The sequence below is a fragment of the Photorhabdus laumondii subsp. laumondii genome, assembly GCF_003343245.1.
GTDB classification, from domain to species: Bacteria; Pseudomonadota; Gammaproteobacteria; order Enterobacterales; family Enterobacteriaceae; genus Photorhabdus; species Photorhabdus laumondii.
On the sequence record NZ_CP024901.1, the window covers coordinates 5,392,398 to 5,408,297 of the forward strand.

Below are 15,900 nucleotides of genomic sequence, written 5' to 3' on the forward strand. Positions count from 1 at the left end.
ACAATGATTAGTCATATGTAAGATACTACAATCAGGTAGTAGGAACATGTAAACAGGGAGTTGATGGTGTCAAATACAAACGATTCGGTTACCCCTTTAACCACCGTGGTAATTGAAGATATCATCCAGTTATTTGAACAAACGTTTAGCCATTTTACTGCCACCATGAGAGTAAATGCAGACAATATCCCTGCTACTAGCATGAGTTTTCCTCAATGGTCAGATACAAGAGAATTTCCGGTATTAATTCAACGCTATCAGGATGAATACTACGGTGACAATGATATAAAACCTAACCAAAAAGCGCTGTATTCTTTATGGGCTCAATGGTATTTTGGTTTGGTTATTCCCCCGATGATATTAATGTTGCTGGAATATCCACAAGCAGTGGATACTCATTACAATCTTTTTCGGCTTGAATTCCATGACAGTGGCAGACCAGATATTGTTTACTATCATTTAACCTGGCTAAATGAATCACCTTTATCACTACTTCATCGTCATTATTCTCTGTTGGATCGCCATATTATTCCTGTATGTGAAAAGATCGAATCATATCAGGGGATAAATGGACGGCTTCTATGGAATAATATCGGTTATATTATGCATTGGTATCTTGCTGAGTTCAGCACAAGAATAAATAGCAAGTCATATCAAGAAATTATAAATGGTCTTTTTATGGAACCACAATTACCTAATGGTAGAGATAACCCCCTTTACCGTACTGTTATTTTACGGCATAACAATATGCAACGTCGCAGTTGTTGTCAGAGAAATAAACTACCTGGCGTCGGTAATTGCCATGATTGCCCTTTGGAATCTAAGGTAGAAAGCAAACACTAACATTCTATTCTATAATTTTTAATTCTTATCTGCTTAGGTAGAAATATATTATTTTGATTTAATCGCGCTATTATTCAACAGTTATACCCTATGGATTTCAAAATGGATCGCGACGGCAAGGGAGCGAATCCCCGGGAGCATATACCCTACGGATTTCAAGATGCATCACGACGGCAAGGGAGTGAATCCCCGGGAGCATAGGTAACTATGTGACCGGGGTGAGCGAGTGCAGCCAACAAAGAGGCAACTTGAAAGATAACGGGTATATTTAATCTAACCAAATACTACACATAATAAAATCAATGATGTTGGGCAATAACCAAATCACAACCTATATATGAAATAACAAGGACATATAATGTACGGAGACGCTCTGCTATTAGACAATTCACTCACACAAGATAGTCATATAACGGACGAAGATTTTTCCAGATATTTCTTAAATATGCATAGTGCTGGAGACTATCTTGATGACGCTTATAATGTCATTACCAGAATAAAGAAAATATTACAGCAGGTGGATAAGCCTTTCAGTGGGATATTACCCAATGAGTTATCCCCACTATTTTCTAAAGTGAATTTAGATCTTCCACTCACCTCTTTAAACCAAGCTTTAGATGAGTTACAGCAACTTTATATTAAAGATGCTGTTTATTTTCATCATCCAAAGTATGTGGCGCATCTTAATTGTCCATTAGTATTACCCGCCGTTCTGGCTGAAACCATTATTGGAGCGATTAATTCTTCACTGGATACTTGGGATCAAAGCGCTGGCGGGACACTAATAGAGCAAAAAGTTCTCGACTGGACACGAGATAAAATGGCATTAGGTACAAATGCCGATGGTATCTTTACTAGTGGCGGCACCCAATCAAATCTGATGGCAATGCTACTTGCGCGGGATCATTTTTGTCACCAGCGCAATCCTGAACATAAAAATCAGCTACATGGTCTGCCAGCAGATTTTCATAAACTGCGTATTTTTACCTCGACAGTCAGCCATTTCAGTACACAAAAAGCCGCCGCTATCCTGGGTTTGGGGTACAACGCTGTTGTATCTGTTCCTCACGACAGTGAGTTCCGTATGGACCCTCAAGCATTGGAACAAAGCATTAACCAATGCATCGAACAGGGCAACATTCCTTTTGCCATTGTTGCTACGACGGGTACCACAGATTTCGGCAGTATTGACCCACTTCATCCTATCGCGGCTATCGCCAAGCAATATAGTATCTGGCTACATGTGGATGCGGCATACGGATGCGGTTTACTGGTTTCACCTCGTCGCGCTTATCTACTGGAAGGCATTAATTTAGCGGATTCTGTCACGGTGGATTACCATAAGTCATTTTTCCAGCCAGTCAGTTGCAGTGCTTTCTTCGTCAAAAATAAGAAGCACTTATCCCATTTGACTTATCATGCCGAATATTTAAATCCACTCAGTGCCTCACAAGAGGGTACACCCAATCTGGTCAATAAAAGTATCCAGACAACTCGTCGTTTTGATGCATTGAAAATGTGGCTGACATTACGAATTATGGGTGCAAAACGACTCGGACAAGCTTTTGATAAAGTGGTCGATACTGCTCAGGATGCCTATCGATTAATGGCACAGAATCCCTATTTTGAACTTATTCATTATCCAGAATTAAGTACTTTGGTTTTCCGTTTTATTCCTAAACAAAAATTACCTGATGCGGATATTGATGCCATCAATGCGGCCATTCGTAAGGCACTATTCCGTGAAGGTAATACCGTTATTGCGGGTACCAAAGTCAATGGCAGACAATATCTGAAATTCACTTTCCTCAACCCGGCAACAAGCCAACAACATCTACAAGAAATTGTGCATAGCATCGTAATGCACGGAAACGATTTTCTGGCAACACATAATAACAACTAATGAGATTAATATTATTCACCAGGAGAAATTATGATAACTCGCCCTTATGATTTTATTGCCATTGGAATAGGTCCTTTTAATCTCGGACTGGCTTGTTTAACTCAGCCATTAAAAGATGTTCATAGCCTGTTCATTGATCAAAAACCGGGCTTTGATTGGCATCCGGGAATGATGCTAGAAAATTCCACCATGCAGACCCCTTTTATGTCAGATCTGGTGACCTTAGCATCTCCCACTCATCCACTTAGCTTCCTTAATTACATCAAGCAGAAAGGGAGAATATACTCTTTTTATATCCGGGAAAGTTTTTTCCTGATGCGTAAGGAATATAACCAATATTGTCAGTGGGCGGCAGAACAGTTATCTAATTTACGCTTTAACACACGCGTTGACAGTATCAGCTATGATGAAGACGCTTCGCTATATACACTACATTGTTCAGATACGTTAACTGGGCAGCAACACCAATTTGTTTGTAAAAAATTGGTATTGGGTACCGGACCTGCACCTTATATTCCAAAGTGTTGCCAACCGTTCTCTGAACGGATGGTGACATCTGGTGATTATTTAAATAACAAAGCGACCTTGCAACAAAAACGATCTATTACTGTTCTGGGTAGTGGACAAAGTGCCGCAGAGATTTTCTACGATTTGCTCAGTGATATTGATAAATTCGATTATCAACTTAATTGGCTGACCCGTTCGCCACGTTTTTTCCCGCTGGAATATACCAAGCTGACACTAGAAATGACGTCACCAGAATATATAGATTATTTCTATAGTCTCCCGGGCGACAAGCGTGATGCATTAAATTTGTCCCACAAGCAGCTTTATAAAGGTATCAATAGTTCATTAATCAACGATATTTTCGATTTAATGTACACCAAACGATTAAATGGCAAGTTAAACGTCAACTTATATACCAATAGTGAATTACGACAAGTTAGCCATGCTAATAATGGCCGCGACCTAACATTGGCGTTATTCCAACACGAGCAAGAGCAATCATTTTCTCTCGACACCGAAGGAGTCGTTCTGGCAACCGGCTATCAGTATCAAATCCCGACTTTTATTGAAGGCATACATCACCTTATCCATTGGGATGAAAAAGGACGTTATGGTGTACAGCGTAATTACAGTATCGATCAGAACAATACCATTTTCATACAGAACGTAGAATTACATACCCACGGTTTCGTCACGCCGGATCTGGGAATGGCCTGTTATCGCAACTCTTGTTTGATTTATGAAATTACCGGTATTGAACATTATCCGATTGAGAAAAGTATCGCTTTCCAGCAGTTCAGCGTTGACACCGAAGGAGCATGCTAATGTCCGTCTTTAATCCTACGCTGTTTGAAAAATCCTTGCCTGAAATAGGTACCTTTACATTACGTCCACTGGATCTAGAACGGGATATTCCCATATTAACTGACTGGGTTAACCGGGATTACGCCCATTATTGGGGAATGATAAATAATACCAAACAACAAGTATGGGAATTTTATCAGGACTTAGAATCCCGCCACCCGGGCAGTGTATTTATTGGAATCTATCGGGAGCAACCTGCTTTTCTATTAGAGTGTTATCGTGCACAAGATGATCTGATTGGAAAATATTATCCAGCACACCCAGATGATATGGGAATGCATATTCTGGTTGCACCACCGCAAGCAAAAATAAGGCATTTCACCTGGGGAATTTTCCAAACCATCATGGCCTTTCTGTTTAGTGATCCTACTGTGGCTCGTATTGTGGTTGAGCCCGATATACGTAATGAGAAAATTCACAAACTTAATCTGCGGGCCGGTTTTGTTTATCAGAAGGCATTGGTATTACCAAATAAAACAGCCAAGTTAGCCTTTTGCACCAGAGAACAGCATCAGATTGCGTTACAGCGGGAACATCACGCGACAACACCAACCCACTTAGGTTCATTGATGACAAATGCCATGCACTTGCAACCAGCGGTCTGGCAGAAAGTTAATCGTCTGCACTTGTGTAAAGCTATTGCTGAATTTTCACACGAATGTTTACTCGTGCCTCAACAGTTAACTGAAAAAGCAGATAGTGATGGATATCACCATTACCGTTTGGACAGTTACCGTTTGAATAGTGCTGACCATCTGGTCAGCTATACTTTTCGGGCACGGCGTATGGCACTGGATCACTGGCTGATTGATGCCGATTCGTTACAGAAAAATGCCAACGGAGAAGAAAAAGCACTCGATTCCTTGCTATTCATTATTGAGTTCAAACAACAACTTGGCATCAGCGATGTCGTAATGACTACCTATCTGGAAGAAATTACCAGTACTCTCTATAGCAGTGCTTTTAAGCATAACAGAATCGGTATCAGTGCAATGGATCTCGTGAATACTGATTTTCAGGCGCTGGAAGGGGAGATGATGGAAGGACACCCCTCCTTCGTCGCCAACAATGGCCGGATTGGTTTTGATATTGGTGATTTCCAGAACTTTAGTCCCGAAGCGGCCTCTGCTATACATTTAGTATGGCTGGCCGCACATAAGAGCAAGGCACACTTTGCTTGCATCGAGCAACTCAATTATCAACAGTTGCTGGAACAAGAACTAGGCACCACCACAATGGCTGAATTTGATCAGCGGTTGATCGCGCTTAACCTTAATCCAAAGGATTACTTCCTGATGCCTGTTCACCCCTGGCAATGGCAGAACAAACTGGCATCGGTGTTTGCGCCTGATATTGCTAATCAGAAATTGGTCTACCTTGGTATTGGTGCTGATACCTATCAGGCACAACAGTCAATCCGCACCCTATTCAATCGCAGTCACCCTCAGCGATATTATGTAAAAATGGCGTTGTCTATTCTCAATATGGGATTCATGCGCGGTTTATCACCTTATTACATGGCGACGACACCGGGCATTAACGACTGGTTATTTGATTTGGTAACACAAGATCCCATCCTGCAACGTTATCGTTTTAAAATTTTACGAGAAGTCGCCAGTGTTGGCTTCAAAAACAGCTATTACGAGCAAGCAATCAGTAGTGATACGCCTTATAAAAAAATGATGGCGGCACTATGGCGAGAAAACCCACTGCAACTCATTGAACCTGGGCAACAAGTGATGACTATGGCTGCGTTACTGCACAGTGATCAGCAAGGGAATGCCCTATTGCCCGCATTAATTTCCGCATCCGGCCTGCCTACTCAGGAATGGTTACGTCGCTATTTAGAGAGTTATCTTGCGCCACTGTTACACTGTTTGTACGCTTATGATCTAATGTTTATGCCACACGGCGAAAACATCATTCTGGTATTGGAAAACCATATTCCACAGCACATCTTCATGAAAGATTTAGCGGAAGAGATTCTGGTCATGAATCCCGACGCCGATTTACCGGAAAAAGCGAGTCGAGTCAAAGTAGACATGCCAGAAGATATGAAAACACTCACTATCTTATCTGATGTATTTGACGGTATATTCCGATATCTGGCTGCAATACTGGATGAACAGGGTGACTATTCACAGGATCTTTTCTGGCAGGCTGTAGCAGAGTGTATTTTAAGCTATCAGCACAACCATCCTGAATTGAGTGAGCAATTTGTACGTTATGAGCTGTTTACACCGGAGATTAAACGCTGCTGTCTAAATCGTCTGCAAATAGCGAATAACCGTCAGATGCTTGATTTAGCTGATCCGGCTCAAAGTTTACAGTTTGCTGATAACCTGATTAACCCAATTGCCAAATTTGGTCATTCGTAACAATGAGCATGGAAAACGGTGCCTCATCAGTAATATAGTGACTATTTTATATAAGGCGGTGCTGCTACAGTACCGCCTTCTTTATTTACATATACACATAATTTCAGTAGATTAAATTCCAGCACCAATATTATTTTCCATTTCAACTTACCTATACTGATGTTATTCAGATTATTGCCAAGCATTCCTTAAAGCTGGCAAGATTAGCAATAAAAGCACAACATTAACAAGTCATTAACTATATAAAGTCATATTGATAACACATACCTTTATTTAGATTTAGGAATAAAATTAAATGTCTACAACGCTATTAACCTTGGAAGAAGCCCGGCAAGTGATTGGTCATGCTTTTGTTCACAATATGCCTTTTAACCAATTATTAGGACTTGAACTGATTCGGTTTGAACAAGATTACGTAGAAATACAATTCCGTAATCAAAGTAAATTAGTAGGTAATATCGCACAAAAAATTTTACATGGTGGTGTAATTGCCTCAGTGCTTGACGTATGTGGTGGATTGGTCTGTATCGGTAACGCCTTGACCCGTCTGGTACCCGCATCATTAGAAGAATTAGAAAAACGATTATCCATAATGGGAACGATTGATTTACGGGTGGATTATCTACGCCCCGGTCGTGGTGAATTATTCACCGCCACCAGTAGCATTATCCGCAATGGCAACAAAGTTTCCGTCGCCAGAGCAGAACTACATAATGAGCAGAGAGCCCATATCGCCAGTGTAACGGCGACCTATCTGGTAGGATGACAATATAATTTTAATCGCTTGCGTAATATTCAGCCCGGTGACATATTATTTTCACGTTAACGGGCTAAAAACTCATGACACTCTTTCCACCTTTATTAACATCAGGACAATATGAACAAGCCACAAACTACCAAAGGAGTACTGTACGCCTTCGGTGCCTGTTTTATCTGGGGAATCGCACCAATTTATTTTAAACATATCCAGCAAGTACCTGCTGACGAAATCCTGACCCATCGTATTATTTGGTCATTTTTCTTTATGTTGCTACTGCTAACATTGACTCGTCACTGGTCACAGGTAGTCAAAGTTTTTCATCAACCTAAAAAAGTGCTATTACTGGCAGTGACGGCCACTGTCGTTGCCTGTAACTGGCTGATTTACATCTGGGCGGTAAATCACGGCCATATGCTGGAAGCCAGCCTGGGTTATTTCATTAGTCCACTGGTTAATGTTTTGTTTGGTATGCTGTTTTTGAGTGAGCGTTTCCGCCGCATGCAATGGGCGGCGGTTATTCTGGCCTTCACCGGCGTGTTAATCCAATTATGGCAATTTGGTTCTATACCGGTTATTGGATTAAGTTTGGCTGTTACTTTCGCCCTGTATGCCCTGCTGCGAAAGAAGATGAATGTTGATGCTCAAACAGGCATGACGATTGAAACACTGTGGTTACTGCCGGTTGCCGCCATTTACCTATTTGGTTTTGCCAACAGCCCAACCAGTGATTTAACTGCTAACCCAATGACACTGAATCTATGGCTGATTGCTGCGGGTATTATCACTACTGTACCATTGCTGTTATACACAGAAGCCGCTGCTCACCTGCGCCTATCCACACTAGGGTTCTTTCAGTATGTCGGCCCAACGCTGATGTTCCTGCTAGCAACTTTGGTTTATGGTGAACAAATAGGCATTGACCGTCTGATTACTTTCGGCTTTATCTGGGCTGCATTAGTGCTGTTTACATTGGATGCAGTGTATACACAGCGTAGATCGCAGAGATAGCAAAACAATGAAAATAACCATCAGATTAGCCGGTACAACCGAACAACTCGCCCTTGAAGCTCTGCAATTACGTGCATCTCTTATGTGGGAAGAAGATAGGGAATTACTACTAGCAAATCCCCATATGATAGAACTGCCGATAGAATATATTACAGCAGGATATGTTTATATTGCGGAACAAGCTAATGTAATCTTGGGATTTTGTGTTGTATTACCGCTATCTGATGGAAATGCAGAACTTGATGGAATATTTATTGAACCGGGCTTTTGGCATCAAGGTATTGGCAAGCAATTGGTGCAAATCACATTGAATGATCTTCATATATACCCTATGGATTTCAAGATGCATCGCGGCGGCAAGGGAGCGAATCCCCGGGAGCATAGGTAACTATGTGACCGGGGTGAGTGAGTGCAGCCAACAAAGAGGCAACTTGAAAGATGACGGGTATAAAAGGCAAAGTCTCATTGCAGGTGCTAGCTAATCCTCCGCAAGCAGAAGGGTTTTATATTGCCCTTGGCTTTAAACACTTTGGAAAAGAATATACTCAATTAGGAACAGCGATTCGTATGATTAAGTACATCCTGTAAAATAAGCTAATTCTATTTTATATATTAATGCCTTTCTCGTTACATCTACTTTATCTTTAATAATCAAATACTTTTTTCAAAAAATATTTTTATTTAATTCATCCTGCTTTCAAATTTAATATAAAACTGTAGAATTAAGGTTGATAATATTTCAATTAAACAAATTAAAACTTATATTAAAGATAGAAAACAATAATAAAAACTTCTTTTAAAACGAAAATTACTCCAAGTTATATATTCAATCATAGATTATATAAATCATATAGAACTAGCATTTAAGCATTTTATAATAATGTCAAGGTTGTTTCCATTCAATAATCAATATTTTAAATAATAATAATAAAACCTAATGCCGCACAAAAAGATGATTAAACTATTAATGTACTGTTTTTATGTCTCTATTATAGCCGCCATAATAAAACTATTACGGCGGTCATATATACCCGTCATCTTTCAAGTTGCTTCTTTGTTGGCTGCACTCACTCACCCCGGTCACATCGTTATCTATGCTCCCGGGGATTCGTTCCCTTGCCGCCGCGATGCATCTTGAAATCCATAGGGTATATTAAAGCCAATTCTTCCGCTTAAAATAGAGATACGGTGCAAGACCGGCAGCAATCATTAAACCAATTGCGCCCGGATAACCAAATGTCCAGTGTAACTCCGGCATAAACTCAAAGTTCATACCATAACTGGAAGCCACCAGCGTTGGCGGCAGGAATACCACAGAGACAACCGAGAAGATTTTGATAATTCTGCTCTGCTCAATATTGATAAAACCCATTGCCGCCTGCATCAAGAAATTAACTTTCTGAAACAGAGATTCATTATGTGGCAACAGCGATTCAATATCCCGCAAGATTTCACGGGCCTGCTCTAGTTGAGCCCCCGGCAAACGGGCCCGTCGCACCAAGAAGTTAAGCGCACGCTGAGTATCCATAAGACATAAGCGAACCTTCCAGCTAATATCTTCCTGTTCAGCAAGACTGGACAAGGCAATATCAAACTCATCACCCTGTTTCCCTTCCATAATGACCCGGCTCAGGGATTCCAACACGCTGTAAATATTTTCGATAACATCAGCCAACTGTTCGATCTTGGTTTCAAACAGATCCATCAGCACTTCATAAGCATTACCATCAACTAATGTCTGATTACGAGCACGCATACGATACAATCGAAACGCAGGGAGCTCCCGCTCTCGCAACGTATAGAGACGACCATCACGAATAGTAAATGCAACTGTTGCGTTGCCAGCATGGTCTTCCGCGTCTTCAAAGTAGAAAAATGAGTGGACGTGTATCCCGTCTTCATCTTCAAAAAAACGCGCCGACGCCTCAATGTCATCCAGTTCCGGTCGGGTTGCCAGAATTTGGCCCAATTCATTTTGAACTTGCAGTCTGTCTTGCTCTGCCGGTTCAACCAAATCTACCCATAAGGAATCAGATAACTTTTCTCCCTCTTCAAACTCAAGACGGAGCAGGCGATTATTCTCTAACTTAAATGCGCTCAGCATGTATCATAAGTCTCCTTTACTCCCTACGTGATCGTAAGGCGCGAATGTTACGCTTAGAAGAAAAAGCCTGTCAACATTCAACCTGGATATTATTTTCAGACCATTTCAAGTCTGGCATAAGCAGCAACCAGCCACTTAATCCCTTCTCCTTGAAACGCGATTTGCAATCGGCTATGTTCACCACTTCCCTCCATATTGACAATGGTTCCTTCACCAAATTTAGGATGACGAACACGTTGCCCAAGAGCATAACCGCTATCATTGGCGCTAATTGGTGTACCTAACCGACTATGACTAACCGGACGAGATACTGTCGCACGTAACCGAACTTCTTCAATACATTCTGACGGCAGTTCCCCAATAAAACGAGATGGCCGATGATAAACCTCTTTGCCATATAAACGACGACTTTCGGCATAAGTGATGGTCAGCTTTTCCATTGCACGTGTCAGACCCACATAAGCCAAGCGACGCTCCTCTTCCAAACGTCCACCTTCTTCAATCGACATCTGACTTGGGAACATGCCTTCTTCCATACCAACAATAAATACCTGTGGGAATTCCAGTCCCTTCGCCGAATGTAATGTCATCAGTTGCACCGAATCCTGATAGGCATCGGCCTGCCCTTCTCCCGATTCCAGCGCAGCATGGGAAAGAAACGCCTGCAATGGCGTGAAATTTTCATCCTCATCCTGATAACTAAACTGGCGAGTCGCCGTGACAAGTTCTTCAAGGTTTTCAATACGCGCCTGCGCTTTTTCACCTTTTTCCTGCTGATACATTGCTCGCAGGCCAGAATCACGGATAATCCTGTCAGTCTGAACATGCAATGGCATATCTTCAGTTTCTGTCGATAATGCGTCAATTAGTTCAATAAAACGCTGTAAGGAAGCAGCGGCACGCCCAGCCAACACTTTCTCTTGCAGCAATATCTGACAACAATCCCACAACGTTTGCTGCCGTTCACGCGCCGCCTGGCGCACAATATCTAACGTTCTGTCACCAATACCACGGGTAGGCGTATTCACCACACGTTCAAACGCCGCGTCATCATGACGATTGGCAATCAAACGCAGGTAAGCCAGTGCATCTTTAATTTCCTGACGTTCAAAGAATCGTTGACCACCATAAATACGGTATGGCATTGATGCCTGTAACAGCGCCTCTTCCAGTACACGGGACTGCGCGTTGCTGCGGTAAAGTATGGCACAGTTTTTCAGGGCACCACCATTTTCAAGCCAGTTTTTTATCCGGCTGACCACATAACGGGCTTCATCCAGTTCATTAAATGCACAATAAAGGGAGATGGGCTCACCCTCTACCCCATCAGTCCACAAATTTTTACCCAGACGATCACTGTTATTGGCAATCAGTGTATTGGCAACTTTCAGAATATTACTGGTGGAACGGTAATTCTGCTCCAAACGGATAGTTTCAGCACCGGGAAAATCTTTCAGGAAACGCTGAATATTCTCAACTTGAGCCCCACGCCAACCATAAATAGATTGATCATCATCCCCAACAATCATCACTTTGCCTGTTTCTCCTGCCAACAGATGGATCCAAGCATATTGAATACTGTTAGTGTCCTGAAACTCATCCACTAGAATATTAGTAAAGCGGCCACGGTAATGTTGCAGGATCTGAGGTTTATTCAGCCACAACTCATGAGCTCGCAGTAAAAGCTCAGCAAAATCCACTAGCCCGGCCCGATCACAAGCCTCCTGGTAAGCCTGATAAATTTTCTGCCATGTCGCCTCAACAGGATTGCCATAACTTTCAATATGCTGTGGCCGCAATCCTTCATCTTTTTTACCATTGATGTACCACATGCCTTGACGAGCTGGCCATTGTTTATCATCCAGATTCATCGCTTTGATAATGCGTTTAAGCAGGCGATTTTGATCTTCACTGTCAAGAATCTGAAAATCCTGTGGCAAATTAGCATCCAGATGATGGGCTCGTAATAAACGATGAGCCAAACCGTGAAACGTACCAATCCACATTCCACCTTGACTGGTACCGATCAAGTTTTCAATCCGATGACGCATCTCCGCAGCCGCTTTATTGGTGAAGGTCACAGCCATAACAGAAAATGGCGAAGCCTTCTCCACCGATAGCAACCAAGCAATTCGGTGTACTAGAACCCGGGTTTTACCACTCCCCGCGCCAGCTAATACCAACATATTAGTCCGCGGAGCAGCTACAGCTTCCCGTTGTTTGTCATTCAGACTTTCGAGCAGATAGGAGACGTCCATAGTTACCATCAATTGATTAGACAGCACCCAGAGGTTGCTGTGTTTTTATACAGAATAATTTCTTGATTATATCAATGCTGTCAAAGAAGCCAAATCGTAAATCTCAATGTGAGGCAGTAGGCGGCTTTCCATCGTCTGCAATAATTTTTTATTCTTAGTATTCATCCAGCAAGCTTGCATACCACTACCCAGCGCTCCTGCCACATCAGTATTCAAGTCATCACCAATATGTAAGATTTGCCCAAGCGCTAAACCCAGACGATCCGCGGCCAAACAGTACATATCGCTGCAAGGTTTTGCGCGTCCATCAGGGCCAGCTTGCAGCACAAATTTAAAATAAGGGGCAAGACCACAGGCGGCTGGTTCTGCATTGCCATTAGTAATGGCTACCAGTGGCATTTGTTCAGCAAGTGCCGCCAGAGTTTTATGTGTTGATTCAGGGATATCAATTCGATTACGCCAAAGTGTGAAATGCGCCATGACATCATCTGCCCCCCGATCAGCGTCTTCACGGCTAAAACCGTAATGGCAAAACATCAACTTTGAGGAGTACCAGCGCCATAAAGTCATGTCATGATAAATTTCAGGATGCTGCTCAAGTGTCAATTCACGGAAAGCACATAGATCCTGATGATTAAGGTGGCTGAACCTAGGATCATACTGCCGTACAAAGTTCAGTACTTCCTCTTCTGCCTTATCCATGACTGGATGATTATCATACAGCGTATCATCCAGATCAAATGTCATCGCTAACACTGGCGCAAGAGGCCGGTAAAAACGCATTACGATTTCCCCCGTTTGGCTCTGGGATGGGCGACATCATACACTTTTGTCAAATGCTGGAAATCTAAATGAGTATAGATTTGTGTGGAGGATAGGCTGGCATGACCCAGTAATTCCTGAACTGCGCGCAAATCACCACTGGATTCCAGAATATGAGTGGCAAAAGAGTGACGCAATTTATGAGGATGAATATGACTGCTCATTCCCTGGCGTATTCCCCACTGCGCAAATCGTTTTTGTACATTACGGGTTGATATCCGCCGCCCACGCTTTGAGACAAAAACAGCATTATCCTCCGGCTCGAATAGCTCCCGCATCGCCAACCAACGATTAAGCCATTCAACCGCGGTATGTCCCAAAGGCACCTTCCGCTCTTTACTGCCTTTACCTGAAACCCATACTTCCCCACTTTCAAGATCCAGATGCTGGCAATCAAGACCCACCAACTCCGACAAACGTAATCCAGCACCATACATCACTTCCAACATCGTCCGGTCACGCACCGATAATGGATCATTAAAATTGATATTCAGCAGTTGGTTCACTTCATCCACATCGATATTTTTCGGCAAATGACGCTTGGTTCCCGGCGTGCTGACGGTTTTACTCGGATTAACGGAAATTTCTCCTTGAATTACCTGCCAATCAAGAAAACTGCGCAAGGAAGATAAACGCAACGCCAAGTTAGCTGATTGCAAACCAGCCCGACGACTACGTGTTACCAACATTCTCACTTTCGCGGGATCAAGATCTTGCCATTGGCTGACACCCATTTCTAAAACCATCTCAGCCAATGTAGCAAGATGGCGACGATAATGGGTGATAGTCACGGGACTTAATCGACGCTCTACCCTGAGGTAGCGCAAAAATGCCTCAATCGGCTCCAGTAACTGGTCAATTTCCTGCATCATATGCGTTTAATCCAACGAGACAATATATCCGGCAATAACTTAGCCAGATGCTCAAGCATGTCAGTTCCCATGCCTTCTTGATAATGTTGATGATTCCGACTGTTAAATATCACCATACCCAGTTCGCCCCTCGTTCCCAATAGAGAGACGGCAACCGAACCGACCTGCCGAACTTGCGGCAACAACAATAGAATTTCCGGCCCATTTAGCATACCGAGATAGTGGTTTTTATTACCAAAACGCTGAATACGGATTGGTTCAAAAGCATTGCGAGAAAGCGCTAAATCAGGCGCATCAAGTGGTGCACCAATATGCCATTTATCACTGAAAAGACGGATACTGGCACTATTTAGTCCCATATTCTTAGCCCATAAACTTAACCGACTAAGCATATCTTGCAAACTCTCTGCCGCAACCAAATTAACAAGTAATTTAAGCAACTGCTCAAACAGTTGTTCGTTCACTCTCGCCTGTTCCATGAGCAGAGTTATATCTTCTTCCAGATAAGCAATACGCGTTCTCTGGCGGCTCATATACCATTCAACCAAAGAAATCGTTTCTCTCACCGGGTGAGGAACCCGCATCTGTTCAACGACACATGCATTACGGATAAAGAAATTGGGGTTTTCCAATAAATAATCCACAACAGTCTGATCATCAAGTATGTCATTGATGCTTAACTGCTCTTCTTTTTTCTCCATCTCCGATGCCCCGCAGCTCAAAACAGAATCGATTACAGATGAATTGTGCCATCATAAACGTGCATCGCCGGTCCCGTCATATAGAGCGGTTTTCCCGGCCCATCCCAACAGATAAACAGTGAACCTCCCGGCAAATCTACCCGAACATGGTTGTCGAGCAATTGCTGCTGAATACCTACTGCTACCGCTGCACAAGCACCACTGCCACAAGCTTGGGTTTCCCCAACACCACGTTCATAAACCCGTAAGCGAATATGACCACGGTTTAAAATTTGCATGAAACCAATATTCGCCCGTTCAGGAAATCTTTCGTGGCTTTCCAAAGCTGGCCCCAAAATGTCTACTTCGGCCGTTTCCACATCTGGCACTTGAATCACACAATGAGGATTCCCCATAGAGACAACACCACAAAGAACAGTTCTCTCTGCTACCCGTAAAATATAGGTTTTTTCCGCCCTTAACGCACGAAATGGCACATGATGCGGCTCAAATTCAGGCTCCCCCATATTAACGCAAACCTGATCATCATTGGTGATACTCAACACCATCCGTCCCGATTGCGTGCTGACTTTAATATCACGCTTATTAATTAATCCCTTAAGGCGGACAAAACGGGCAAAACAACGCGCTCCATTGCCACATTGTGCAACTTCACTGCCGTCAGCATTAAAAATACGATAGTGAAAATCCATATCCGGATCATAAGGTGCTTCAACAATTAATAATTGATCAAAGCCCACACCGGTATGCCTATCTGCCAAACGACAGATCAGCTCTGGTGAGAAATAAACATTTTGGGTCACAGCATCAACGACCATAAAGTCATTACCCAGACCATGCATTTTGGAGAACTGCATATCATGCTCCACCGTAAACCGTA

Annotated in this window: 14 protein-coding genes; 8 read left to right on the top strand and 6 right to left on the bottom strand. The window is 42.7% G+C overall.

Going from position 1 to position 15,900, the window contains the following annotated elements:
* Nucleotides 1-66 precede the first annotated feature (66 nt).
* From fhuF to PluTT01m_RS27060, 8 genes are all read left to right on the top strand, one after another.
* Complete coding sequence (fhuF, locus tag PluTT01m_RS23740) at nucleotides 67-843, top strand: siderophore-iron reductase FhuF (protein WP_041381229.1); 777 nt, start codon at nucleotides 67-69, stop codon at nucleotides 841-843.
* Nucleotides 844-1,201: 358 nt separating this feature from the next.
* On the top strand, nucleotides 1,202-2,746 hold the full coding sequence (locus PluTT01m_RS23745; protein ID WP_011148699.1) for a pyridoxal phosphate-dependent decarboxylase family protein: 1,545 nt from the start codon (nucleotides 1,202-1,204) through the stop codon (nucleotides 2,744-2,746).
* A gap of 30 nt (nucleotides 2,747-2,776) precedes the next feature.
* Complete coding sequence (locus PluTT01m_RS23750) at nucleotides 2,777-4,078, top strand: lysine N(6)-hydroxylase/L-ornithine N(5)-oxygenase family protein (RefSeq protein WP_011148700.1); 1,302 nt, start codon at nucleotides 2,777-2,779, stop codon at nucleotides 4,076-4,078.
* Nucleotides 4,078-6,495 (top strand): GNAT family N-acetyltransferase, encoded by a 2,418-nt coding sequence (locus PluTT01m_RS23755; RefSeq protein WP_011148701.1) that lies wholly within the window; start codon nucleotides 4,078-4,080, stop codon nucleotides 6,493-6,495. Before PluTT01m_RS23750 ends, PluTT01m_RS23755 begins: the two co-directional genes overlap by 1 nt.
* A 295-nt stretch (nucleotides 6,496-6,790) precedes the next feature.
* Entirely contained in the window at nucleotides 6,791-7,261 is a 471-nt protein-coding gene (locus PluTT01m_RS23760; protein ID WP_011148702.1) for a thioesterase family protein, read from the top strand.
* 111 nt (nucleotides 7,262-7,372) lie between these two features.
* On the top strand, nucleotides 7,373-8,263 hold the full coding sequence (rarD, locus tag PluTT01m_RS23765) for an EamA family transporter RarD (RefSeq protein ID WP_011148703.1): 891 nt from the start codon (nucleotides 7,373-7,375) through the stop codon (nucleotides 8,261-8,263).
* A gap of 7 nt (nucleotides 8,264-8,270) precedes the next feature.
* Nucleotides 8,271-8,651: a GNAT family N-acetyltransferase gene (locus PluTT01m_RS23770; RefSeq protein WP_011148704.1), complete on the top strand. Its 381-nt coding sequence runs from the start codon at nucleotides 8,271-8,273 to the stop codon at nucleotides 8,649-8,651.
* A gap of 50 nt (nucleotides 8,652-8,701) precedes the next feature.
* Nucleotides 8,702-8,851, top strand: coding sequence for a hypothetical protein (locus PluTT01m_RS27060; RefSeq protein ID WP_011148705.1), 150 nt, complete (start codon nucleotides 8,702-8,704; stop codon nucleotides 8,849-8,851).
* A gap of 565 nt (nucleotides 8,852-9,416) precedes the next feature.
* Here the strand turns inward: PluTT01m_RS27060 and corA are convergent.
* The 6 genes from corA to dapF form a co-directional block, all read right to left on the bottom strand.
* A complete protein-coding gene (corA, locus tag PluTT01m_RS23775) occupies nucleotides 9,417-10,367 on the bottom strand; it encodes a magnesium/cobalt transporter CorA (RefSeq protein ID WP_011148706.1) in 951 nt (316 codons plus the stop codon).
* Between the two features lie 95 nt (nucleotides 10,368-10,462).
* Nucleotides 10,463-12,625 carry a DNA helicase II gene (uvrD, locus tag PluTT01m_RS23780; RefSeq protein ID WP_011148707.1) on the bottom strand — a complete coding sequence of 721 codons (2,163 nt, stop codon included), beginning with the start codon at nucleotides 12,623-12,625 and terminating at the stop codon, nucleotides 10,463-10,465.
* A 66-nt stretch (nucleotides 12,626-12,691) separates the two neighbouring features.
* Nucleotides 12,692-13,408, bottom strand: a complete 717-nt coding sequence (gene yigB / locus PluTT01m_RS23785) for a 5-amino-6-(5-phospho-D-ribitylamino)uracil phosphatase YigB (protein ID WP_011148708.1) — start codon at nucleotides 13,406-13,408, stop codon at nucleotides 12,692-12,694.
* Nucleotides 13,408-14,319 (bottom strand): tyrosine recombinase XerC, encoded by a 912-nt coding sequence (gene xerC / locus PluTT01m_RS23790; protein WP_011148709.1) that lies wholly within the window; start codon nucleotides 14,317-14,319, stop codon nucleotides 13,408-13,410. The genes yigB and xerC overlap by 1 nt, the downstream gene beginning before the upstream one ends.
* Complete coding sequence (locus PluTT01m_RS23795) at nucleotides 14,316-15,020, bottom strand: DUF484 domain-containing protein (protein ID WP_011148710.1); 705 nt, start codon at nucleotides 15,018-15,020, stop codon at nucleotides 14,316-14,318. The genes xerC and PluTT01m_RS23795 overlap by 4 nt, the downstream gene beginning before the upstream one ends.
* Before the next feature lie 32 nt (nucleotides 15,021-15,052).
* Nucleotides 15,053-15,877, bottom strand: coding sequence for a diaminopimelate epimerase (dapF, locus tag PluTT01m_RS23800; protein ID WP_011148711.1), 825 nt, complete (start codon nucleotides 15,875-15,877; stop codon nucleotides 15,053-15,055).
* Nucleotides 15,878-15,900 lie beyond the last annotated feature (23 nt).

Bases quoted from the DNA above. Each gene is read 5' to 3' on its own strand.
- PluTT01m_RS23745 (WP_011148699.1), top strand. From the start codon at position 1,202: ATGTACGGAGACGCTCTGCTATTAGACAATTCACTCACACAAGATAGT.
- PluTT01m_RS23750 (WP_011148700.1), top strand. From the start codon at position 2,777: ATGATAACTCGCCCTTATGATTTTATTGCCATTGGAATAGGTCCTTTT.
- PluTT01m_RS23755 (WP_011148701.1), top strand. From the start codon at position 4,078: ATGTCCGTCTTTAATCCTACGCTGTTTGAAAAATCCTTGCCTGAAATA.
- PluTT01m_RS23760 (WP_011148702.1), top strand. From the start codon at position 6,791: ATGTCTACAACGCTATTAACCTTGGAAGAAGCCCGGCAAGTGATTGGT.
- rarD (WP_011148703.1), top strand. From the start codon at position 7,373: ATGAACAAGCCACAAACTACCAAAGGAGTACTGTACGCCTTCGGTGCC.
- PluTT01m_RS23770 (WP_011148704.1), top strand. From the start codon at position 8,271: ATGAAAATAACCATCAGATTAGCCGGTACAACCGAACAACTCGCCCTT.
- PluTT01m_RS27060 (WP_011148705.1), top strand. From the start codon at position 8,702: ATGACGGGTATAAAAGGCAAAGTCTCATTGCAGGTGCTAGCTAATCCT.
- corA (WP_011148706.1), bottom strand. From the start codon at position 10,367: ATGCTGAGCGCATTTAAGTTAGAGAATAATCGCCTGCTCCGTCTTGAG.
- uvrD (WP_011148707.1), bottom strand. From the start codon at position 12,625: ATGGACGTCTCCTATCTGCTCGAAAGTCTGAATGACAAACAACGGGAA.
- yigB (WP_011148708.1), bottom strand. From the start codon at position 13,408: ATGCGTTTTTACCGGCCTCTTGCGCCAGTGTTAGCGATGACATTTGAT.
- xerC (WP_011148709.1), bottom strand. From the start codon at position 14,319: ATGATGCAGGAAATTGACCAGTTACTGGAGCCGATTGAGGCATTTTTG.
- PluTT01m_RS23795 (WP_011148710.1), bottom strand. From the start codon at position 15,020: ATGGAGAAAAAAGAAGAGCAGTTAAGCATCAATGACATACTTGATGAT.
- dapF (WP_011148711.1), bottom strand. From the start codon at position 15,877: ATGCAGTTCTCCAAAATGCATGGTCTGGGTAATGACTTTATGGTCGTT.